21 protein-coding genes and 1 pseudogene are annotated in these 21,421 nt (G+C 69.0%); 13 read left to right on the forward strand and 9 right to left on the reverse strand.

Features of this window, described 5'->3' with window-relative positions; all coding sequences use genetic code 11:
- Positions 1–121 precede the first annotated feature (121 nt).
- The 6 genes from EV652_RS00430 to EV652_RS00455 all read right to left on the reverse strand — a co-directional run bounded on the left by EV652_RS00430 (position 122) and on the right by EV652_RS00455 (position 5,342).
- A complete protein-coding gene (locus EV652_RS00430; RefSeq protein ID WP_199237936.1) occupies positions 122–493 on the reverse strand; it encodes a hypothetical protein in 372 nt (123 codons plus the stop codon).
- Positions 494–577: 84 nt separating this feature from the next.
- On the reverse strand, positions 578–1,555 hold the full coding sequence (locus tag EV652_RS00435; RefSeq protein WP_132206937.1) for a ribose-phosphate diphosphokinase: 978 nt from the start codon (positions 1,553–1,555) through the stop codon (positions 578–580).
- Between the two features lie 101 nt (positions 1,556–1,656).
- Positions 1,657–2,682: a threonine aldolase family protein gene (locus EV652_RS00440; protein ID WP_132206938.1), complete on the reverse strand. Its 1,026-nt coding sequence runs from the start codon at positions 2,680–2,682 to the stop codon at positions 1,657–1,659.
- Between the two features lie 49 nt (positions 2,683–2,731).
- Positions 2,732–4,105 (reverse strand): class II 3-deoxy-7-phosphoheptulonate synthase, encoded by a 1,374-nt coding sequence (locus EV652_RS00445; RefSeq protein ID WP_242001465.1) that lies wholly within the window; start codon positions 4,103–4,105, stop codon positions 2,732–2,734.
- A gap of 43 nt (positions 4,106–4,148) precedes the next feature.
- Entirely contained in the window at positions 4,149–4,541 is a 393-nt protein-coding gene (locus tag EV652_RS00450; protein WP_132206939.1) for a DUF2237 family protein, read from the reverse strand.
- Positions 4,542–4,577: 36 nt separating this feature from the next.
- On the reverse strand, positions 4,578–5,342 hold the full coding sequence (locus tag EV652_RS00455) for a lysophospholipid acyltransferase family protein (protein WP_132206940.1): 765 nt from the start codon (positions 5,340–5,342) through the stop codon (positions 4,578–4,580).
- Between the two features lie 307 nt (positions 5,343–5,649).
- Here EV652_RS00455 and EV652_RS00460 point away from each other — a divergent pair, with 307 nt between their 5' ends.
- The 6 genes from EV652_RS00460 to EV652_RS00485 all read left to right on the forward strand — a co-directional run bounded on the left by EV652_RS00460 (position 5,650) and on the right by EV652_RS00485 (position 10,718).
- Positions 5,650–6,432 (forward strand): alpha/beta hydrolase, encoded by a 783-nt coding sequence (locus tag EV652_RS00460; RefSeq protein WP_242001466.1) that lies wholly within the window; start codon positions 5,650–5,652, stop codon positions 6,430–6,432.
- Positions 6,425–7,213 carry a hypothetical protein gene (locus EV652_RS00465; RefSeq protein WP_132206941.1) on the forward strand — a complete coding sequence of 263 codons (789 nt, stop codon included), beginning with the start codon at positions 6,425–6,427 and terminating at the stop codon, positions 7,211–7,213. Before EV652_RS00460 ends, EV652_RS00465 begins: the two co-directional genes overlap by 8 nt.
- 110 nt (positions 7,214–7,323) lie before the next feature.
- Positions 7,324–8,553 (forward strand): ornithine cyclodeaminase, nickel-pincer nucleotide-dependent, encoded by a 1,230-nt coding sequence (locus EV652_RS00470; protein ID WP_132206942.1) that lies wholly within the window; start codon positions 7,324–7,326, stop codon positions 8,551–8,553.
- 130 nt (positions 8,554–8,683) lie between these two features.
- On the forward strand, positions 8,684–9,106 hold the full coding sequence (locus tag EV652_RS00475; protein WP_158441056.1) for a YybH family protein: 423 nt from the start codon (positions 8,684–8,686) through the stop codon (positions 9,104–9,106).
- Between the two features lie 78 nt (positions 9,107–9,184).
- Positions 9,185–9,934, forward strand: a complete 750-nt coding sequence (locus EV652_RS00480) for an enoyl-CoA hydratase-related protein (protein ID WP_132206944.1) — start codon at positions 9,185–9,187, stop codon at positions 9,932–9,934.
- Between the two features lie 40 nt (positions 9,935–9,974).
- Positions 9,975–10,718, forward strand: a complete 744-nt coding sequence (locus tag EV652_RS00485) for a phytanoyl-CoA dioxygenase family protein (protein WP_158441057.1) — start codon at positions 9,975–9,977, stop codon at positions 10,716–10,718.
- Here EV652_RS00485 and EV652_RS00490 read toward each other — a convergent pair.
- Complete coding sequence (locus EV652_RS00490) at positions 10,708–11,109, reverse strand: hypothetical protein (RefSeq protein WP_158441058.1); 402 nt, start codon at positions 11,107–11,109, stop codon at positions 10,708–10,710. The genes EV652_RS00485 and EV652_RS00490 overlap by 11 nt on opposite strands.
- Positions 11,110–11,117: 8 nt before the next feature.
- Positions 11,118–12,041: a hypothetical protein gene (locus tag EV652_RS00495; RefSeq protein ID WP_132206947.1), complete on the reverse strand. Its 924-nt coding sequence runs from the start codon at positions 12,039–12,041 to the stop codon at positions 11,118–11,120.
- 121 nt (positions 12,042–12,162) lie between these two features.
- On the opposite strand from EV652_RS00495, the gene EV652_RS00500 reads away from it, so the two are divergent.
- Entirely contained in the window at positions 12,163–13,857 is a 1,695-nt protein-coding gene (locus tag EV652_RS00500; RefSeq protein WP_132206948.1) for a sensor histidine kinase, read from the forward strand.
- Positions 13,848–14,492: a response regulator transcription factor gene (locus EV652_RS00505; RefSeq protein WP_132206949.1), complete on the forward strand. Its 645-nt coding sequence runs from the start codon at positions 13,848–13,850 to the stop codon at positions 14,490–14,492. The genes EV652_RS00500 and EV652_RS00505 overlap by 10 nt, the downstream gene beginning before the upstream one ends.
- Before the next feature lie 166 nt (positions 14,493–14,658).
- On the opposite strand, the gene EV652_RS00510 is transcribed toward EV652_RS00505, so the two are convergent.
- Positions 14,659–16,446, reverse strand: coding sequence for an AMP-dependent synthetase/ligase (locus tag EV652_RS00510; RefSeq protein WP_132206950.1), 1,788 nt, complete (start codon positions 16,444–16,446; stop codon positions 14,659–14,661).
- 110 nt (positions 16,447–16,556) lie between these two features.
- Between EV652_RS00510 and EV652_RS46085 the strand changes: the two genes are divergently transcribed.
- The 5 genes and pseudogenes from EV652_RS46085 (at position 16,557) to EV652_RS00535 (ending at position 21,420) form a co-directional block, all read left to right on the forward strand.
- Positions 16,557–17,459 (forward strand): SRPBCC family protein, encoded by a 903-nt coding sequence (locus EV652_RS46085; RefSeq protein ID WP_132206951.1) that lies wholly within the window; start codon positions 16,557–16,559, stop codon positions 17,457–17,459.
- Between the two features lie 4 nt (positions 17,460–17,463).
- Positions 17,464–18,780: an ArsA family ATPase gene (locus tag EV652_RS00520; protein ID WP_132206952.1), complete on the forward strand. Its 1,317-nt coding sequence runs from the start codon at positions 17,464–17,466 to the stop codon at positions 18,778–18,780.
- Entirely contained in the window at positions 18,777–19,259 is a 483-nt protein-coding gene (locus EV652_RS00525; RefSeq protein ID WP_132206953.1) for a hypothetical protein, read from the forward strand. The genes EV652_RS00520 and EV652_RS00525 overlap by 4 nt, the downstream gene beginning before the upstream one ends.
- A complete protein-coding gene (locus EV652_RS00530) occupies positions 19,250–20,215 on the forward strand; it encodes an ROK family glucokinase (RefSeq protein WP_132206954.1) in 966 nt (321 codons plus the stop codon). The genes EV652_RS00525 and EV652_RS00530 overlap by 10 nt, the downstream gene beginning before the upstream one ends.
- 103 nt (positions 20,216–20,318) lie before the next feature.
- Positions 20,319–21,420: pseudogene (locus tag EV652_RS00535) on the forward strand (ROK family glucokinase).
- The last annotated feature ends 1 nt before the right edge of the window (position 21,421 follow it).

A 21,421-nucleotide genomic window follows, 5' to 3' on the forward strand; every position in this document is an offset into this window, starting at 1 on the left:
CGCTCCCACCCACCCCCCGGCCTATCGCCGGACTCTCGGAGCATGTGGGTCCATACGTGCCACCACCTGGATCAGAGAATGTCGACGATCTCGCTGGCGGTGAACTCGTAGCGTGGCTCACTCACGCGGTAACCAGGTCACGAGCGGGAACAAAGATGTTGACCCGCGCCAGGTAGTCCGGAGTCTCTTCGATGATCTCCTCGCGCTCCATGAACGGATGCTTGGGGATCCATGGATCCGGGAGCGCCTTGTTCCTGGTCCAATCGGGAGGATCCTCGCCCGCCGCCTCGAACTCGTGGGCGGTCAGTACGGCGAGGAGCGTGTCAAAGCCTGTCTGACCAGTCGTGGCAGGCGCTGCTTCCCAGGCGGCGTCGGAGCCATCCTCGCGGGTCAACATGAGGCGCAGGTGGTCGCGGCCCTGAAGGAGCATCTTCCAGGCCCAATCCTCGTCGGCTGCCTCGCGGATGGCTGCGGCTGTAGCCGGGGCGCTCATGAGGCGACGCCCGCGGGGCGTAGCGGGCGCGGGAGGAGCGGAGCCCCGGAGCGGCTGCGTCGCACGCGTGGGTCGGCTGCAGTACTAGAACGGGAGTTTGGGTTGGGGTGGGGCGTGGGTTGGGTCTACGCCGTCGAAGAGGCTGCTGACCGATTCGCCGCCGTGGATGCGCTTGATGGCCTCGGCGAACAGGCCTGCGACCGTGCTCACCTGGAGCTCGGGGAAGCCGTCCGGGCGCGGCACGGTGTCGGTGCTGATTACCTCGGTGATGGACGGGTGCGACCGCAGCCGCTCGACCGCCTTCCCGGCGAACAGGCCGTGCGTGCAGGCGACGGCGGCCTGCGTGCAGCCGAGGTCCTTGAGCCGGTCGAGCAACTCGATGATCGAGCCGCCGGTGGCGATCTCGTCGTCGAGGATGATCGCCCGCTTGCCGGCCACGTCGCCGACGATCGCGTCGATCACCACGCGGTCGTCGGCCAGCCGCTGCTTGCTGCCCGCAGCGACCGGCAGACCGAGCAGTCGGGCGAACTGGGTCGCCGTCTTCGCGTTGCCCAGGTCCGGGCTGACCACGACCGTGTCGCTGAGGTCCCGGCTGCGGAAGTGGTCCGCGAGGACGCCGATCGCGGTCAGGTGGTCGACCGGGACGGAGAAGAAGCCGTGCACCTGTGGTGCGTGCAGGGCCATGGTGAGGACGCGGTCGACGCCGGCTGTCACCAGCAGGTCCGCGACCAGGCGGCCGCCGATCGAGATCCGGGAGGCGTCCTTCTTGTCCGACCGCGCGTACGCGTAGTGCGGCATCACGGCGGTGATCTGCTGCGCCGAGGCGCCGCGCGCGGCGTCGATCATCAGCAGCAGCTCCATCAGGTGCTCCTGCGTCGGCGGCACCAGCGGTTGCACGATGTAAACGTCCCGCTGCCGGCAGTTCTCCTGGAGTTGCACCTGCAGGCAATCATTGCTGAAACGATGGATTTCGACTGGCGAGAGCGCTACGCCGAGATCAGCACAGATCCGCTCCGCCAAACCAGTGTGGGCACTTCCGCTGAACACGACGATCTCTCGCACGGCTCTCCCCGAAACGCTGCGAACCCCGACACCCGCACCATATCTCGCCGGACCACGGACCCGCGTCAGCGCCTGTGGATAGTCGAATGGTGAGCAGTGCGTCAGGCGGCCAGGAGGCGGGCGAGCGATTGCGCGGCGGTGCGGCAGTCGTCTGTGGATGCGTCCAGGTGAGTGACAAGCCGTAGTTGCGTCGGGCCAACGCCGCCGACGAGCACACCAGCCGCTCGAGCGGCCTCGACGACCTCAGGCACCGACTTGCCGGTCGCGGCCAGGTCAGCGACGACGATGTTGGTCTCGACCTGGTCCGGCTTGACCGAGCCGGGCGCGGCGTCGGCCAGCACCTCGGCGATCAGCCGCGCATTCGCGTGATCCTCGGCAAGCCGCTCGACGTTGTGCTCCAGCGCATACAACCCGGCCGCAGCCAGTACGCCGGCCTGCCGCCAGCCCGCACCGAGACGCTTCCGCCACACCCGGGCTTCTCGAATCAGCTCGGTCGACCCGACCAGCACCGACCCGACCGGCGCGCCCAGCCCCTTCGACAGGCACACGCTGGCAGCGGTCGCACGGGACGCGTACGACGCCAGCGGCACGCCAGACGCCACGGACGCGTTCCACAACCGCGCGCCGTCGAGGTGTAGCGGCAGGCCGCGGGCGTCGAGTTCGTCGGCCAGAGCGTCGTACGCGTGCTGGATCGAGCCGCCGCCGAAGTTGTGGGTGTTCTCGACCGAGACGGCCGCCGTACTGACGAAGTACCGGCCGAGATCCGCGGAAATCAGCGCGCGGATCTGCTCCAGGTCGATCTGGCCGGCCGGAGCGCTCCAGGTGCGGGTGGTGATGCCGCTCACGGCCGCATGCGCGCCGAGCTCGGCCCGGGCGATGTGCGCGCTCGCCTCGCAGAGCACCTCGGAGCCCGGCGCCACGAGGGCCCGGACGCCGAGGATGTTCGCGAGCGAGCCGCTGACCGTGAACAGCCCGGCCTCGTGACCGAGCAGGCCCGCCACGGTCTCCTCGAGCCGGTTGATCGTCGGGTCCTCGCCGTACACGTCGTCGCCGACGGGTGCCGACGTCATCGCGGCCAGCATCCCGGCCGACGGCCGGGTCACCGTGTCGGACCGGAGATCGATCACGCCGCGCCCCGGATCACGCCGAGCCCTCTGATCACACCGAGCCCTCTGGTCACGCCCGGGCGCCGCGGAGACGCTCGGCGACCAGGAAGGCGAGCTCGAGCGACTGGTGCCGGTTCAGCCGCGGGTCGCAGGCGGTCTCGTAGCGGTTGACCAGGTCCTCCGCGACCAACTCCTCACCGCCGCCCAGGCACTCGGTCACGTCGTCGCCGGTCAGCTCGATGTGCATACCGCCCGGCCAGGTCCCGACCTGCTCGTGCGCGTCGAAGAAGCCCTGCACCTCGTGCATGACGTCCTCGAAGTTGCGGGTCTTGTACCCGTTCGGCGTCTCGTAGGTGTTGCCGTGCATCGGGTCGCACACCCAGGCGATCGGCGAACCGTGGTCGCGGACCGCCTCCAGCAGCGGCGGCAGCGCCTCGCGGATCTTGGCCGCGCCCATCCGGGTGATGAAGGTCAGCCGGCCCTCGATCCCCTTCGGGTTCAGCTTGTCGATCAGGGCGCGGATGTAGTCCGGCGTCGTGGTCGGGCCGATCTTCACCCCGAGCGGGTTGGTCAGCGACGCCAGGAACTCGACGTGCGCGCCGTCGAGCTGGCGGGTCCGCTCCCCCACCCAGAGCAGGTGGCCGGAGACGTCGTACGGCTGCTCGGTGCGGGAGTCGATCCGGGTCAGGGCGTGCTCGTACTCCAGGATCAGCGCTTCGTGCGACGCGTAGAAGTCGACCGTCTTGAACTCGTCCGAGGTGGCGCCGCAGGCCCGCATGAAGGCGAGGGCGCGCTCGATCTCGGAGGCGAGCCGCTCGTACTTCTGCCCGACCGGGGACGACTTCACGAAGTCGGTGTTCCAGGCGTGCACCTGGTGCAGGTCGGCGTACCCACCGGTGGTGAACGCGCGGGTCAGGTTGAGCGTCGCCGCGGCCGCGTTGTAGACGCCGCGCAGCCGCTGCGGGTCCGGGATCCGCGCCTCGGCGGTGAACTCCAGCCCGTTGACCGCGTCACCCCGGTACGTCGGCAGCGTGACACCGTTGCGCGTCTCCTCACCGGAGCTGCGCGGCTTGGCGTACTGACCGGCGATCCGGCCCACCTTCACCACCGGCACGCTCGCGGCGTACTGGAGTACGACGGCCATCTGCAGCAGCACCCGCAGCTTGGCCCGGATGTTCTCCGCGGTGACCCCTTCGAAGGTCTCCGCGCAGTCGCCGCCCTGGAGGATGAACGCCTCGCCGCGCGCGACCTCACCGATCTTCGTGGTCAGGTCGTCGCACTCACCGGCGAACACCAGCGGCGGCAGCTTCCGCAGCTCGGCGATCACCTGGTCCAGCGGCGCGGACTCCGGCCACTCGGGCTGCTGCAGCGGCTTCAGCGCCCGCAGCTCGTCCAGGCTCGGAACTCCGGGCACTTCCCCCGCACTCAACGTCGCGAATTGCATGGCCCCAACTTTAGGGCAGGCCGGAGAACCGGTGGTGATCGTCTCAGGTCAGCGAGGCGAGATCCGGCGGTACGTCGACCGCGTGCTCGCGCAGCACCGCCAGCGGAATGGTGTCCAGTGACCGTGCGTGCGTCGATGCCAGTACGACGGGAGCCGCCGCGCCGTCGTGGTAGGCCTGCAGCCAGCGGACCGCGACCACGCACCAGCGATCGCCCGGCTTCAGCCCGGCGAACATCAGCTCCGGCCTCGGGGTGACCAGGTCGTTCCCGACCGACACCTGGTGGGCGAGGAACTCAGCCGTCATCACCGCGCAGACCGTGTGGCTGCCGAGGTCCTCCGGGCCGCTCGTGCAGCAGCCGTCGCGGTAGAAGCCGGTGACCGGGTCGGTCCCGCATTCCTCCAGTGGTTCGCCCAGCACATTCAGGTCGCTGTCCATGCGGACCATCCTCACCCGCGGCGAGGGGCTCGGGCGTCAGCTGGCCTTGGTGTCGCCGAGGCGAACGTGCTCGTCGATCGACTCGCCGGCCTTGATCAGCTCCTTGGCCTTGTCGGCGTACATGTCGACGTACTCCTGGCCGGACAGCTCCATCATCGCGTACATGATCTCGTCGGTGACCGAGCGGAGCACGAACCGGTCCCGCTCCATCCCCTCGTAGCGGGAGAAGTCCAGCGGCTTGCCGATCGCGACGCCGGGGCGGATCAGCCGCGGCAGCCGGCGGCCCTTCTCCCGGTAGAACCACTTCGGCCAGAGCTGGCCGGGCGGCTGCAGCTTCTCGGTGTCGATCATCGCGACCGGGATGACCGGCACACCGGCCACGATCGCCATCCGGGCCACACCGGTCTTGCCCTTGTAGAGCCGGCCGTCGGGCGAGCGGGTGCCCTCGGGGTAGATCCCGAACAGCTCACCCTTCTTCAGGATCTCCAGCCCGGTGTTCAGCGCGGCCAGCGAGGCGCGCCCGCCGGACCGGTCGATCGGGATCTGGCCGACGGACCGGAAGAAGGTCGCCACCAGCTTTCCCTTGAGCCCGGGCGCGGTGAAGTACTCCGATTTCGCCGGGAAGACGATCTGCCGCGGTACGGCGACCGGCAGGAAGATCGAGTCGCTGAAGGCCAGGTGGTTGCTGACCAGCAGCGCCGGGCCGGTGCTGGGGATGTTCTCCAGCCCGGTCACCTTCGGACGGAACAGCAGCTTCACCAGTGGTGCGACGAGGAACCGTCTGAGGAACAGGTACAGCATCGCCTTACCTCCGTCACTCGTCCGTCACGCCACTCACCGGGTCACTTGCCGGCACAGCTCACCCTCACCAGTGTCCGCCGGTAGCGGCGGTCGCGACAGCTCTGACGCCCACCGTCGGCAGGACCCTACGTTCCAGCTTCCTCCTCAAGCAATGTCACTTCCAGGAATCTAGGCGTTGCTCACTGTGTTGTCACCTGGATGCAGACTGGATGCAGACTGGATGCAGCCCAGATGCGACCATTGGCCTGCGGTCAGGCTGGTGTGCGCCTGACCGCCTGTGAGGACCGTGACCGGCGAGGAGTCGACCGTGCCAGTGCAAGGCCATGCTGAGGAGTTCCGCAGCCCTGGATCCGGGGAGAACGCCGCTGTCGGGGTCCTGCTCAGCCACGGCTTCACCGGTTCGCCGAAGTCGATGCGCCCGTTCGCGGAGCACCTGGCCGCCGAGGGGTACGGCGTCGCCGTACCGCGACTGCCCGGGCACGGCACGTCCTGGCAGGAGATGAACAAGACCGGCTGGCCGGACTGGTACGCCGTGCTGGACAACGAGCTGGAGCGGTTGCGCAAGGAGCACGATCAGGTGTTCCTGGTCGGGCTGTCGATGGGCGGCTGCCTGGTGCTGCGGCTGGCCGAGGCGCAGGGCGCGGACGTTTCCGGTCTGGTCCTGATCAACCCGTCGGTGCGGACCGACGACAAGCGCTTGGTCGTGCTGCCGGTGCTGTCTCGACTGGTTCCGTCGTTCCCCGGGATCTCGAACGACATCAAGAAGCCGGGGGTCGACGAGGGCGCGTACGACCGGATGCCGCTGCGGGCGCTGCACTCGCTGTCGCAGTTGTGGCAACTCACGCGGGACGATCTGGCCAAGGTCACACAGCCGGTGCTGATGTTCCGCAGTACTGTCGATCACGTGGTGGAGCCGAGTTCGGGGCGCGCGATACTGTCCTCGATCTCGTCCCGCGACGTGACCGAGACCCTGCTCGAGGACAGCTATCACGTGGCAACTCTGGACAACGACGCACCGCGCATCTTCGCGGACTCCGCAGCCTTCATCCGGCGCCTGAGCCCGATCGGAGAGCAGGGCGCCGATGCGTGACAACGGCCTGACCGCCGCCGAGTACACCTCCGTGGGCGGTATCGACCCCCTGATCGCCGAATCCGTCCTGTCCGCCCTCGCCGAAGCCGGTATCGCGGCGTACTGCGGCACGCCCGAGGAGTCCCGTACGCCGGATGCCGCCGAAGCCGAGGCCCGTACGCCGGAACAGACGGACAACGGCACCGAGGCGGAGGCAGCCGAGAAGCCCGAAGCACCGGCCAAGGCTGAGGAGCCGGCCCGGGTGCCGACGGGGTTCGAGGAGATCTTCGTGGATGCGGAGGCGGTGGACCGGGCTCGGCCGGTGATCGAGCGGAGTACCGAGGACGCCGAGTGGAAGTCGCTGGTCGAGCAGTTCAACGCGCCGTCCGCGCCCGGGCACGACGGCGGGGAGACCCCGGTGCCGCGGTGGCCGGCCAGTGAGGACGTCGACGAGAAGTACGAGCCGCTGATCGACGTACCGGCCGGGCTGATCGTCGGCGACGACGACGAGGACGAAGAGAAGGACAAGCCGCCGGCGAAGCGTGCCGACGACCCCCACGACCACTTCGTCCCGCCGGAGCCGCCGCGCGGCCCACGGCTGGACTGGATCAGCCGGATCGCCTGGCTCGGCCTGATCGGTGGCCCGCTGCTGTTGATCCTCGCGGCGGTGCTCGACTTCGGCACCGGCCGGATCACCACCCTCGCGGTGGTCGGCTTCATCGGCGGCTTCCTCACCCTGGTGATCCGGATGAAGGACCGGCTGCCGCCCGACGACACCCCGGACGATGGCGCCGTGGTCTAGCTCACCCGGATCGCCGTACCGGAGTGTGGTCCGGGTGAAGCACTTGTCACATCGGCACGCTACAGTGCGGATCGTCGGACAATCCGACGAATGCCGAGGGAGGTACACCCGTGCAGGTCACCGAGACCGTCGAGATCACCGGCCACCTGATGGACTCCGGGCTGCTGTCCCGGGTGCTGGACGACATCCGCGGGTACGGCGGTGAGTACACGCTGGACAGGTTCGACCTCGGCTACGACAAGGACGACCCGTCCACCGTCCGGATGACGGTCGGCGCGGACGACGAGGAGTCCCTGCAGCGGCTGCTGATGCGGATCCAGACCAAGGGCGCGAACCTGGTCGACCCCGGCACGCCGGAGATCACCGAGGTGTCCACCGACGGCGTGTTCCCGGACGGCTTCTACTCGACCACGAACCTGCCGACCAGCGTCCGGCTCGGCGGCCACTGGGTCGCCGTACAGAACCCGGAGATGGACTGCGGTCTGCTGGTCGAAGGTGAGAGCGTCCGGACGATCCCGATGTCCGAGGTACTCGCCGGGATGCGGATCATCACCAGCGCGCAGGGCGTCAAGGTCACGCCCCCGATCGCGGTGAACACCGAGGAGGGGTTCGGCTTCATGGAGTCCGACGTCTCCAGCGAGAAGCCGCAGCGGGTGCTGGTCAAGCAGGTCGCCGACGGGATGCGCGAGGCGAAGGCGAACGGTCAGAAGGTGCTCTGGGTCGGCGGCCCGGGCATCGTCCACACCGGCGCCGCGCCGGCCATGGTGGCGCTGGTCGAGGCCGGCTTCGTCGACGTCCTGTTCGCCGGAAACGCACTGGCCACCCACGACATCGAGTCGTCGCTCTACGGTACGTCGCTCGGCGTCGACCTGGCCCGTGGCCGCGGCGTGGAGCACGGCCACGAGCACCACATCCGGGCGATCAACACGATCCGCAAGGCGGGCTCGATCGCGGCCGCGGTGGAGCAGGGAGTGCTCACCTCGGGGGTGATGCACGCGCTGGTGAAGAAGGGCAACAAGTTCGTCCTGGTCGGGTCGGTGCGCGACGACGGGCCGCTGCCGGACGTCTACACCGACGTTCTCGAAGGCCAGCGGGCGATGCGGGCCGAGCTACCCGGTGTCGGCTACTGCCTGATGGCCGCGACCATGCTTCACTCCGTTGCTACCGGCAACATCCTGCCGGCCTCCATCCCGCTCACCTGCGTCGACATCAACCCGGCCACGGTGACCAAGCTGGCCGACCGCGGCTCGTCCCAGGCCCGCGGCATCGTCACCGATGTCGGCCTCTTCATCGAGCACCTGGCCCGCGAGCTCTCCCCCGACTACGACGCCAAGAAGTAGGGCACCCGTCCCGGCGCCGCCTCGCCGTCCCGGGTGTCACCGAGGCGTCGTCAGGCCGGAACCCGTTTGCCAGCCGGCCGGTGCGCGGGTGACGCTGGTGTCTCCGCCCCAACGGACAGGAGACACCGCGGTGACGCAGAGCTTCGAGTTGTTCCTGCGCCAGTTCGAGGAGGCCAACACGGCCTTCGTCAACGGGGACGCGTCGTTGTGGATGCCGCTGGTGTCACGCAGCGAGCAGACGTCGATCTTCGGCGGCTTCGGCGGCCAGGAGGTCGGCTGGTCCCAGGTCGGGCCGCGCTACGAGTGGGCGGCGGCGCAGTTCCGCCCGAGTGACGCGAAGGTCGAGTTCGAGTATCTGGAGAAGCATGTCAGCTCGGATACGGCGTACTACGTCGCGATCGAGCGCTGCACGGTGAGGTACGTGCACCGGCCCGAGGCGCTGCCGCACGTGCTGCGGGCGACGATGATCTTCCGCCAGGAGGACGACGGCTGGAAGATCGTCCACCGGCACGCGGATCCCCTCGGTCCGACCGCTCCGCCACCGGAAGCCTGACGCTGCAGCCTGTGCGGTTGATTGGTCTTGTGCGGCTGGTTACAGCAAGCGAGGCCGAAGTGGGTGTTGGATGTGCACATGACCGAACTGGTGCACCTCGGGGTTGCCGACGGCGTGGCGACGATCACGCTGGACTCGCCGCACAACAAGAACGCGCTCTCGCAGCAGTTGACCGGTGAGCTGCTCGAACAGCTGGAGGCGGCCGGCGCGGACGACGCCGTACGGGTGATTCTGATCCGGTCGGCGCTGGATGTGTTCTGCTCCGGTGCCGACCTGTCCGAGGCGACCACGGTCGGCATGGGTGTCGGCGCGCAGCGGATGGTCGACGTCCAGCGGGCGATCGTCGCCAACCCGAAGCCGGTCGTCGCGCGCGTCGCCGGACCGGTGCGGGCCGGCGGGATCGGGATCGTCGCCGCGTCCGACATCAGCGTCGCGGCAGCCAGCTCGACGTTCGCGCTCACCGAGGTGCGGCTGGGTCTCGCGGCAGCGACCATCTCGTTGACCGTCATCCCGCGGCTCTCCGACCGAGCCGCCGCTTACACCTTCCTCACCGGCAACGCGTTCGACGGGCTGGAGGCGTCCCTCCTGGGGTTGGTCACCCTCACCGTCCCCGACGACGACCTGGACTCCGCGGTCCTGACCATGCTGGAGTCGCTGCTGAAGGGCGTCCCCCAGGGCCTGCACGAAACCAAGAAACTCCTCAACCGCGAGCTCCTCGCCGATATCGATGCCCGCGGCAAGGACCTCGCCGAGCTATCGGCCGGCCTCTTCGGCTCCCCCACCGCCCAGGAAGCTATGCGCGCCTTCCTCAACCGCCGCAAGAGCTAATTCGTTTGCCGGTCGGCTCGCGCGCTGGTGGACTGGCCGGATGCGGCGGATCACCGACGAGCAGCGCGCGCAGTTCCGGGAGCAGGGGTACGTCGTTGTCCCCGGCGTACTGACGGACGCGCAGCTTGCGGCCGCTCGTCGTACCGTCGCGGCGATGCTCGAGGAGGAGCCGCCGACGGATGTGGGTTTTCACTTCCTCTGGCCCAGGTTCAACGGTGGGCACGAGTTGCTCGATCTCTATCGCGAGGTTGGGCTGGGTGAGCTTGCGGGACAACTGATCCGTCCTGATCTGTCCATCGAGGAGCCAGACTTCGCGCAGGTCGCCACGACGATTCCGCCCTGGCCGCACCGCCCAGGCGGCCCGCACGTCGACGGGCTGACGCCTCTCGCAGCGGACGGCGTGCCAGGCACCTTCACGATGCTGGCCGGGCTCTGGCTCACCGACCACGAACAGCTCGACCGCGGCAATCTCTACGTCTGGCCTGGGACGCACCTCGGCCTCGGCGCCTACCTCGCCGAACACGGCGCCGACGCCCTCACCGACCTTGACGCGATGAATCCAGGCCCTTACCCGAAGATCGACCTCGGCTCCCCGCTCCAGGTGTCCGGCCCGGCCGGAGGTGTTCTCTTCGCGCACTATCTTCTCGGCCACAACATCGGTGGACACTCCGGCACCGCCGACGACGACCGCCGCGAAACCATCTACTACCGCCTGCACGCCAACGGCCACCGAGGCCGCTGGCGTGAGGTGGTGACTAGTCCGCTTCTGGAGTTCAGGAGCTGAAGGCCGGGCTTTGCTCGTCGATGACGAAGGCGTTCGGGACGGTGGCCGGGCGGCGCCGGCGGCCCAGGAGCATGCGGGGCATGAGGCGTGGTGAGAAGAGAGCCTGGGGTTCGTCGACCATGTTGAGTACGCGAAGGAACGCGGCGCTCACGATCGGGTCGTCGGAAACGGCTGCGAGGACGCGGTCCAGGTACTTGTTGACGAGCTTGTCCATCCGGGTCTGGCTCGCACCGATGGTCGTCGGGTACCGCAGGTCCGAACCGGTGGACAGCATCCACGGCCCCTTGACCCGCGCGGCGATGGCACGCTGCGCTCCCTGAAGCGCCCGGGACAGGTCGGCCTGGGAGCGTCGGCACGAACCCGCCTGGCCGGTCCTGGTCAACGAGGTCAACCGCTTCCTCAGCGAGTCCCTGGCCTGATCCCGTTCAGGGTCACCACACCGACGACGGCCAGGATGGCGATACCGACCAGGGCAAGCACGGAGGTGAGTGGGCTGAGGTCGAGTGGGCCGCGGCCGTCGTACGTCTGCACGAGCGTTGAAGCGATCAGTACGGCGTACCCGACTGCACCGAGGGCGACGATCTTGACGCGGCGGCGCTCGGTGGACCTGGCGACCAGCAGCAGGATCGCCAACGCGGGCAGGACCTGGACGGCGTGCAACGTGACGGCATGCGGCACCTTCAGGGCGCCGGCTGCGCCGAACGTGTTGCCGCCCTCGGCGATCATCTGCGCACCCACCGCCTGACTGACCAGCATCAGCAGCAGCCCCAGGCGAATCGCCAAGGCGAGTGACGGCGGCGCGTCCATCCGGAAGAACGACCGGACGGTCACGTAGACCGTCAGGACCGCCAGCAACATCACCAGCATGCCCATGAACGAGAAGACCGATGAGTCGAACTGCGTCGTCTCGTTGAAGTGGGAGGCGACGCCGCGCCAGGTCTGCATCGAGATCAGGAACACCTCGGCCAGCGACGCCACGGCGAACAGTCCGACGACGATCCAGCCGGTCAGTCGCCTGGCCCGCAGGAAGGGCATCAGCCAGGCGATCGTCACCAGGGTGATGCCGAACGACAGACCGAACACGATCGGCTTGCGCCACGACAGCGGTCCTCCCCACGGTCCGCCGTCGACCAGATAGACGACCAGGTGGAAGAGTCCGCTGAGCGCCAGCAGCGCCCCGCAGACGTAAGCGAAACGCTGGTACGACGCGGTCGGCGTGAACCTGGCCACCTCCGCCACCGCGGCCGGCAGGCTCTTTCCTGATTCGCTGGTTGCCTGGACGGCCTCTTCGCCGGGCTCGTTCTGAATGATGCGTGTCTTCATCGCTGCCCCCCTCGGACACCTTCAACGCTGGCAGCCGGGGAGGTGGACGGTAAGGCGGCTGACTGGCCGTTCAGGGGTTCGGTTTTCTGGTCGGCGCGCGTAGCTTGAGCAAGGGGGCTCGATGGCGACAAGACCCGCGCTGGTGCTGACGACCGCCGCTCTGCTGGTCGGAGTCGGTACGGCGGTCGCGCTCGCCGCGGCCGGTGACGTCGACCCGGTCCACGCGTTTCTGATCCTGTGGATCGCGACGTCGTACGCCTGTGGCGGACTCATCGCCTGGGCCCGTCGTCCGGCGAATCGGTTCGGGCCGCTGATGATCGCGACCGGCTTCGCGACCCTGGCGACTGCACTGAACTGGGCGGATGCCGCACTCCCCCACACCATCGGGCAGGCCCTGGACCTGGTGCCGCTGGTCATGGTCGTGCACGTCAGCCTGGCGTTTCCGGGCGGTCACCTGCGGCACGGGTACGAGCGGGTGCTGATCGGAACCGGGTACGCCTTCGCGCTTGGCGTCCAGCTGGTGGTGATGATGCTCGGTGGTCCGGGCGGCAGTCATTTGTTGACAATCGCCGACGTACCGGAGGTGGCCGACCCGCTGCACATGATCGAGCTGCTCGTGATCAGCGGCGTTGCACTCACCGGTGCCGGGTTGCTCGTCGCGCGGCGACGGACGGACGGCCGGCCGCTGCGCCGATCGCTCGCTCTACTCATCGACGCCCTCGTTCTCGGCCTGCTGATGATCGCGGTCCTGCTCATCGTCGGTGTGTTCGAAGGCCCGGGTTTCCCGGCGATCCGGGACGTCAGCCTCGCCTTGATCGGTCTTGCGCCGATCGCGTATCTCGGTGGTCTGCTGCGGGCCCGGCTCGCCCGTACGGCGGTCGGCGACCTGGTGCTCGCCTTGCGCGGCGATCCGATCGACTTGCGCGCTCCGTTGGCGCAAGCGTTGCGGGATCCGTCGGTGGACCTGGTCTATTGGCTGCCGCAGTTCGGCTGCTGGGCGGACCAGGACGGTCGGCCGGTAGAGCTGCCTGCGGATCCGGTTCGGGTGACGATGATCGATCAGGACGGGAAGCGGGTCGCGGCACTCCTGCACGACCCGGCTCTGCACGAGGAGCCTGATCTGCTCGACGCGGTCAGCGCCGCCGCGTCGATCGCCCTCGAGACCGGTCGGCTACAGGCAGAGTTGCGGGCGAATGTCATCGAACTGCGCGGTTCCCGGGCCCGGGTGCTCGAGGCCGGCCACCAGGAGCGCCGGCGGCTGGAGCGGGACCTGCACGACGGAGCCCAGCAGCGACTCGTCTCGCTCTCGCTCGATCTCGGCGTACTCGAGACCAGGCTGGGTTCGGACCCGGAGGCGAAGGCTCTGCTGATCGAGGCGCGTAGGGAGATCTCGACCTCACTCGATGAGCTCCGCGACATCGCGCGCGGCCTCTATCCGGCTGTTCTCACCGCGCACGGGCTCGCGGTCGCCTTGGAATCCGTGGTTGCTCGCGCGCCGGTGCCGGTCACCTTGACGGTCGCGCTGGACGACCGCCTGGCCGAAGCGGTCGAGGTCGCGGCGTACTACGTGGTGAGCGAGAGCCTGACCAACATCGGCAAGCACGCCCACGCACGCACGGCCGGCGTGGACGTGCGCCGGGTCGACGGTCTGCTCGTAGTCGAGGTCGTCGACGACGGTATCGGCGGCGCCGACACCGAGAAGGGCACCGGACTCCGCGGCTTGGCCGACCGGGTCGAGTCACTCGGCGGGCGGTTGCGGATCTGGACCCCACGCGGTGGCGGCACTCGACTGAGGGCGGAACTGCCGTGCGAGTAGCGATCACCGAAGACAGCGTGCTGCTGCGCGAAGGTCTCGCCCGTTTGCTCAGCGAGGCCGGGTTCGACGTCGTGGCCAGCTGTGGCGACGCAGACGAACTTCGCGCGGTGCTCAAAGTTCAATTGCCCGATGTTGCGATTGTCGACATTCGACTGCCGCCGACTCACACCGATGAGGGTCTCCAGGCAGCGGTCGAGATCCGGGCCGAGCACCCCGAGGTCGCCGTACTCGTGCTGTCCCAGTACGTCGAACCAGCCCTCGCGATGAAGCTGCTCGCCAACTCGGCCGATGGCGTTGGCTATCTGCTGAAGGACCGGATCAGCGACGTCCCCGATTTCCTGGCCTCGGTACGACGGGTGGCCGCGGGCGGATCGGCGATCGACCCGACCATCGTCTCCACGCTGTTGTCACGGCGTCGTACCGACGATCCGCTGGACCAACTGACTCCGCGCGAACGCGAGGTCCTCCGGCTGATGGCCGCCGGCAACTCCAACCAGGGCATCGCCGATCAACTGGTCATCACGGTCCGCGCGGTGGAGAAGTACGTCTCCAGCATCTTCGCCAAACTCGGCCTCCCCTCCACGGGAAGCGAATCCCGCCGCGTGTTGGCCGTCCTCCTCTTCCTCCGCAGCTGACGCCGCCGTTGCGCCGCTGCCCTGGCCCGTTGCGCCGCTAACCCAACTCGGCGCAGATGTCGTGCCCGATAGTCCCGCTCATGGAGTCGATCGTGTTCTCCGGAGTGAAGACCCAGCGGCCGCGCGTCATTGGGTTCGATGCGGTGAGTGGTGGGGCCGCGGTCGGTTACTTCGCGTAGAGGGCGTCGATGTCGGACTGGTGGTTGCGGGTGACGATGTGGCGGCGGAGGGAGAGTTTGAGGGAGAGCTCGTCGGACTCCTGGGTCCAGTCGTTGGGGAGGATGGTGAACTTCTTGATCCCCTCGGCCTTGGAGACGGCGTCATTGGCCTCGTCGACGGCCGTCTGGACCTCGGCGATCAGGTCGGCGTCGTCCACCAGGGACGGTACGTCGGTGGGCTTGCCGCGCTCGGTGGCCCAGCCGACGATCGTCTCGGGGTCGATGGTGACGAGGGCGGCGATGAACGGCTTGCCGTCGCCGACGACCATGCACTGACTGACCAGCGGGTGCAGGCGGATCCGGTCCTCCAGGACGGCGGGCGCGACGTTCTTGCCGGCAGCGGTGACCAGGATCTCCTTCTTCCGCCCGGTGATCCGGATGAACCCGTCGACGTCGAACTCGCCCAGGTCGCCGGTGTGGAACCAGCCGTCGGCATCGATCGCCGCAGCCGTCGCGTCGTCGTTCTTCCAGTAGCCCTGCATCACCTGGCCGCCCTTGAAGAGCAGCTCACCGTCGTCCGCGACACCGACCGTCACACCAGGAAGCGGCCGGCCCACGGTGCCGATGCGGATGTCGTCGGGCAGGTTCACCGCGACCGCGGCGGTGGTCTCGGTCAGGCCGTAGCCCTCCAGCACCGGTACGCCGATGCCGCGGAAGAAGTGGCCGAGCCGGTCACCGAGTGGCGCGCCGCCGGACACGGCGTACTGGACCTGGCCGCCGAGGACGGCGCGCAGCTTGCCGTACACCAGCCGGTCGAACAGCGCGTGCTTGGCCTTCAGTCCGAACGACGCGCCGCCCTTGTCCTGCGCCTGCGAGTGCGCGATCGCGGTCTCCGCTGCGGCGTCGAAGATCTTGCCCTTGCCGTCCGCGTGCGCCTTCTGGCTGGCCGAGTTGAACACCTTCTCGAACACCCGCGGCACGCTCAGGATGAAGGTCGGCTTGAACGAACCGAGGTCGTCGACCAGGTTCTTCATGTCCGAGCTGTGGCCGACCTTGACCCGCATCATCACGCAGCCGACCTGGATGATCCGGGCGAACACGTGCGCCAGCGGCAGGAACAGCAGCGTGCTGGCGCCGTTGACGTCGAACAGGTCGTCCAGCACCTTCACCGCCGGGTCGAGCTCGGCGATGAAGTTGGCGTGGCTGATCTTGCAGCCCTTCGGCCGGCCCGTCGTACCGGAGGTGTAGATCAGCGTCGCGAGGTCGCCGGACTCGACCGCCGTACGGCGCTTGTCGAACTCGGCGTCGGAGATCTGCTGGCCGAGCACGGTCAGCTCCTCGACCGCGCCGGCCTCGATCTGCCAGACCTCCTGCAGCCCCGCCGCGTCAGCCCGGGCGGACTCGACCACGGCGCCGTGCGCGGGGCTCTCGACCACGGCGGCGACCGCCTCGGAGTCGGTCAGGATCCACTGGATCTGGGATGCGGACGAGGTCTCGAAGATCGGCACGGTGACCGCGCCGATGCTCCAGATCGCGTAGTCGACCAAGGTCCACTCGTACCGCGTCGAGCTGAGCAGGGCGACCCGGTCGCCGTGCTTGACCCCGGCCGCGATCAGGCCCTTCGCGACGCCGGTGACCTGACGGGCGAACTCGGCAGCGCTCACGTCCAGCCAGCCGCCCTCGGCTCTGCGGCTGAACACGGCGGTGTCAGGATGAGAGGACGCGTTCGCCCAGACGGGGTCGCTCAGACTCCCGGTGGGCGCTTCGGTCACAGCAGGAACGGTGTACTCACGCATCCGCGTCGTCTCCTCAGTCGGTCACGAATTGTCGACTCCGGCGCACGCTACAGTCACCTACCCACAAGTAGCCAGGTTCATGTGACTCAAGGAACAGGTGCCCTGTAGCAATGCCCACGCTCGACATCAGTTGCGACGACCTGGTCGTTGCTGATCCAGCCTACGTCGCCGAGCGGCTCGGTTCGGACACCCTCTGGCGCGAGTGGTGGCCGGACCTGACCCTCATCCCGTCCGAGCGGCGCGGCCTGGAGGGCGTCCGCTGGGCCGTCACCGGTGCGGCGATCGGTACGGCGGAATGGTGGCTGGAACCGGTCCGCGACGGGGTGGTGGTGCACTGGTATCTACGGGTCGATCCGGCGGAGCCGGTCCGCGGCCGGGCGCTGGCCAGGCTGCGGGAGAGGTACGTCGCGCAGTACCGGAAGCAGCTGTGGCGGTTCAAGGACGAGGCCGAGGCGGGCCGCGCCGCGGGCGAGCGCCGTACCGGATCCGAACCCACGATAGTCTCCGGGGAGGGAACCGCCCCGCAGCGGTCCCGGCAGAAGTCACAGCACGTCCCGGCCCGGCAGCAAAGAGGTGAATCGATGGCGGAACAGACCACCTCGAGCATCGTGGTGAACGCGACCCCGAAAGAAATCATGACCGTGATCGCGGACTTCGCGGCGTATCCGGAATGGGCCGACTCGATGCGGGAGACCGAGGTGCTGTCCACCGACGAGGCGGGCCGGCCGAAGCAGGTCCGGTTCAAGGTCGATGCCGGGGCGATCTCGGACGAGTACACCCTGGACTACACCTGGTCCCGCAACGAGGTGACCTGGACGCTGGTGCAGGCCAAGATGGTGAAGGGGATGGACGGCGCCTATGTGTTGCGCGACCTGGGCGCGGAGGGGACCGAGGTGACGTACCGGCTGGCCGTGGACGTGGCGATCCCGATGATCGGGATGCTCAAGCGCAAAGCGGAGAAGGTCATCATCGACACGGCCCTGAAGGGGCTCAAGAAGCGCGTCGAGTCCTGATCCAGTGACTCGGGTTCTGCTCTACACAGGTAAGGGCGGCGTAGGCAAGACGACCTCCGCCGCGGGGACCGCCACGCTCGCCGCGTTGCGCGGGCTGCGCACGCTGGTGCTGTCGACCGATGCCGCGCATTCGCTGTCGGACGCGTTCGACTCCGAGGTCGGCGGTGAGCCGACCGAGATCGACGATCTGCTGTTCGTTCAGCAGATCGACGCGCAGCGCCGGTTCGAGCGGTCCTGGGGTGACATCCAGGCGTATCTGCGGTCGGTGCTGCAGATGGTCGGGGTGGATCCGATCGAGGCCGAGGAACTGACCGTGCTGCCGGGTGCCGAGGAGGTGCTCGCGCTGCTCGAGGTGCGCGACCACGTCCGATCCGGGCGCTGGGACGTGATCGTGGTGGACTGCGCGCCGACGGCGGAGACGCTGCGACTGCTCGCGCTGCCCGACGCGCTGAACTGGTACATGGACCGCATCTTCAACGCCGAACGCAAGGTGATGCGGACCTTCAGGCCGTTCCTCAGCCATTCGACGGGCATCCCGATGCCTGACGACACAGTCTTCGACGCGCTGCGCCGGCTGCAGAGCGACCTGTCCGACATCCGCACCCTGCTGGCCGGGCCGGACGCCTCGGTGCGGCTGGTGCTGACGCCGGAGGCGGTGGTCGTGGCCGAGGCGCGACGGTCGCTGACCCGGCTCTCGCTGTACGGGTATCGCGTGGACGGCGTGGTGGCGAACCGGGTGTTCCCGGCTGCTGGTGCGGACACCTGGCGTCGTCAGTGGGTCGCTGCCCAGCGCGGGATCCTCGAAGAGGTCGCCGACTCGTTCCGGCCGCTGCCGATCTGGGAATCGCCGTACCGGGTCTGTGAGCCGGTCGGCGTCGAGGAGCTGGCCGCTTTCGCCGTCGAGATGTACGGCGGTGACGACCCGTTCGCCCGTGCGACGGACGAGACGTCGCTGTGGGTGGACCGGCACATCGACACCGACGGGCGCACGTACACGCTGACCATGCCGTTGCCGTTGGCATCCGCGAGTGAGCTGGAGCTGGCGCGGCACGGGGACGAACTGATCATCACGGTTGGGTCCTACCGCCGCGTGCTGCCGTTGCCGGCCGCGCTGGCGCGCGGAGTCGTCGCGGGTGCGCGGCTGGACGACGGGCGACTGCAGGTGCGGTTCGCGCCGCGGGAGTCGGCTCGCCCGGTCACATCCGACCTACCCAGCGGGACTGGGCCGTTGGAGTCCGCGCAGGAGCTAGCGCAGGGGCTGACAGCTGAATACCACGCGCAGCGACTCGAGCGTGAAGCCGCCATCGGGGAGGGCCGTTGACCAAGGAGCCGATCGGTTCCGTCGCCGAGGAAGCCGCGAAGCTGTTCGCTGTCCTCCAGCAGGCCGCGCATACGCAAACGCCGCCGACCGCGGACGCCCGTACGACGTCGGCCGCGGACGCCCGTACGACGTCCTCGGACGACGTCGGGCTGGACGACGTACACGAGGACGTGCCGGGGCCGGACGACGCACATGAGCACGGGATCGGGCGCGGGCCAGAGTGTCAGTGGTGTCCGGTGTGCCAGCTGATCAACAAGGTGCGGCACACCAGCCCGGAGACGATTGAGCAGCTGTCGTCGGCCGCGGCACATGTGCTCGGGTCGGTGCGCTCGTTGCTGGAGGCAGCGGCGGAGGCTGCCCGGCAGGCGCGGGAGGACGCAGAGTCGCGTTCCCCGGAACGCGCAGCCCAGCAGGAGGAGCCGACCCGGTCCCGGGTGGACCGGATCGACGTGAGTGAGGACCCCGAACCATGGGACTGACCATCGGCATCGATGTCGGCGGGACCAAGATCGCAGCCGGTGTCGTCGACGCGAACGGAGCGATCGGCGCCCGGACACAGCGCGACACCCCGGCCGAGTCGGTCGACGAGACCGCCGCGGCGATCTGCGACGCGGCGGCCGAACTGATCGCCGGAGACGCCGTGGAGGCGGTCGGAATCGGCGCTGCCGGGTTCGTCTCGTCGGACCGGTCGACGGTGCTGTTCGCGCCGAACCTCGCCTGGCGGGACGAGCCGCTCGGCGCCCGGCTCGCGGAGACGCTCAAGATCCCGGTCGTGGTCGAGAACGACGCGAACGCCGCGGCCTGGGGTGAGTTCGCCTTCGGTGCGGCCAAGGACGTCGACCACATGGTCTGCATCACCGTCGGCACCGGGATCGGCGGCGGCGTCGTGATCGAAGGCGAGCTGTTGCGCGGAGCCTATGGTGTCGCGGCCGAGCTCGGGCACATGCGCGTCGTACCGGGCGGGCATCGGTGTGGTTGCGGTGCGCGCGGGTGCTGGGAGCAGTACGCGTCGGGCCGGGCGCTGGTCCGGGAGGGCCGGGCGCAGGCCGAGTCGGGGTCGCTGGCGGCAGCGCAGATGCTGAGCGTGTGCGGGATCTCGGATCCGGCCGAGCTGACCGGGCCGATGATCACCAAGGCGGCCACCGCGGGCGACCCGTGCGCGGTCGAACTCCTGGACGACCTCGGCCGCTGGCTGGGCGAGGGTCTGGCGAGTATCGCGACGCTGTTCGACCCGACCACGATCGTCATCAGCGGCGGGGTGAGCGCGGCAAAGGACCTGCTGCTGAAGTCGGCCCAGGTCGCGTTCGAGAAGCATCTCCCGGCCAAGGCCAACCGGCCGCACCCGAGCTTCGGCCTGGCCGAGCTGGGCACCGACGCCGGCATCATCGGCGCCGCCGACCTGGCCCGCCGCCCCGCCACCGCGGCACCTGCATGACGGCGTACCGGCTGGTGGACCGGCGGACGCGGGATACTGGAGGTAGCTCGGCGGGGGTCGGGGGTACGACGAGGAGGCTCGTGCAGTGGCTCTGACGCAGGCATTGACGATCGGGATCGACATCGGCGGCACCAAGGTGGCCGCGGGCGTGGTCGACCCGGAGGGCAACATCCTGGACCGGTTGCGCCGGGACACGCCGACGAAGGACCCGCGGGAGACCGAGGACGCGATCGCGGAGATCGTTCGCGACCTGGAGTCCCGGCACGACGTGATCGCGGTCGGCATCGGTGCGGCCGGCTTCGTCGACGGGACGCGGTCGTCGGTCCTGTTCGCCCCGCACCTCGCCTGGCGGCACGAGCCGCTGCGGGACGCGGTCGAGCGCCGGCTCGGGCTGCCGGTGGTGGTCGAGAACGACGCGAACGCGGCCGCCTGGTCCGAGTGGCGGTTCGGCGGTGGTCAGGGCGAGAGCCACCTGGTCTGCGTGACGCTCGGCACCGGGATCGGCGGCGCGATCCTGAACGACGGCTCGCTGCAGCGCGGGAAGTTCGGCATCGCGGGCGAGTTCGGGCACATGCAGGTCGTGCCCGGCGGGCATCGGTGCGAGTGCGGTAACCGCGGCTGCTGGGAGCAGTACGCCTCGGGGAACGCGCTCACCCGCGAGGCGCGCGAGCTGGCGCTCTCGGGTTCGCCGGTGGCGCACAACCTGCTGCGGGCAGCCGACGGCGATCCGCGGAAGATCAACGGACCGATGGTGACCGAGCTGGCCAAGGACGGGGATCCGGTCGCGGTCGAGTTGCTGGAGGACGTCGGCCGCTGGCTCGGGATAGGTCTCGCCAACCTCGCCGCTGCATTGGATCCGGGCACGTTCGTGATCGGTGGTGGTGTGTCGGATGCTGGTGAGCTGTTGCTGGCGCCGGCGCGGGAGGCGTTCAAGCGGACGCTGACGGGGCGCGGGTTCCGGCCGGAGGCGCGGATCGTACGCGCTGTGCTCGGTCCTGAGGCCGGCATGGTCGGTGCTGCCGACCTGGCCCGCGAGGAAGCGACCTGGCTGCGTCGGGTTCGGGTCAAGACGACCGCAGTCACGGCGAAGACCGCGGCTGCCCGCAACCGCACGACCCGCCTCGAACGAGCCGCTCGCAAGTCAGCCGGCCGTCGTACCGGAATGCGCGCGGCAGCGCCCGACGACCTGCACCACGCCGACCTGAA

The organism is Kribbella steppae, assembly GCF_004342025.1.
In the GTDB taxonomy this organism is placed as follows: domain Bacteria; phylum Actinomycetota; class Actinomycetes; order Propionibacteriales; family Kribbellaceae; genus Kribbella; species Kribbella steppae.

Bases quoted from the DNA above. Each gene is read 5' to 3' on its own strand.
- EV652_RS00430 (WP_199237936.1), bottom strand. From the start codon at position 493: ATGAGCGCCCCGGCTACAGCCGCAGCCATCCGCGAGGCAGCCGACGAG.
- EV652_RS00445 (WP_242001465.1), bottom strand. From the start codon at position 4,105: ATGCAATTCGCGACGTTGAGTGCGGGGGAAGTGCCCGGAGTTCCGAGC.
- EV652_RS00450 (WP_132206939.1), bottom strand. From the start codon at position 4,541: ATGGACAGCGACCTGAATGTGCTGGGCGAACCACTGGAGGAATGCGGG.
- EV652_RS00455 (WP_132206940.1), bottom strand. From the start codon at position 5,342: ATGCTGTACCTGTTCCTCAGACGGTTCCTCGTCGCACCACTGGTGAAG.
- EV652_RS00465 (WP_132206941.1), top strand. From the start codon at position 6,425: ATGCGTGACAACGGCCTGACCGCCGCCGAGTACACCTCCGTGGGCGGT.
- EV652_RS00480 (WP_132206944.1), top strand. From the start codon at position 9,185: ATGACCGAACTGGTGCACCTCGGGGTTGCCGACGGCGTGGCGACGATC.
- EV652_RS00485 (WP_158441057.1), top strand. From the start codon at position 9,975: ATGCGGCGGATCACCGACGAGCAGCGCGCGCAGTTCCGGGAGCAGGGG.
- EV652_RS00495 (WP_132206947.1), bottom strand. From the start codon at position 12,041: ATGAAGACACGCATCATTCAGAACGAGCCCGGCGAAGAGGCCGTCCAG.
- EV652_RS00500 (WP_132206948.1), top strand. From the start codon at position 12,163: ATGGCGACAAGACCCGCGCTGGTGCTGACGACCGCCGCTCTGCTGGTC.
- EV652_RS00510 (WP_132206950.1), bottom strand. From the start codon at position 16,446: ATGCGTGAGTACACCGTTCCTGCTGTGACCGAAGCGCCCACCGGGAGT.
- EV652_RS46085 (WP_132206951.1), top strand. From the start codon at position 16,557: ATGCCCACGCTCGACATCAGTTGCGACGACCTGGTCGTTGCTGATCCA.
- EV652_RS00530 (WP_132206954.1), top strand. From the start codon at position 19,250: ATGGGACTGACCATCGGCATCGATGTCGGCGGGACCAAGATCGCAGCC.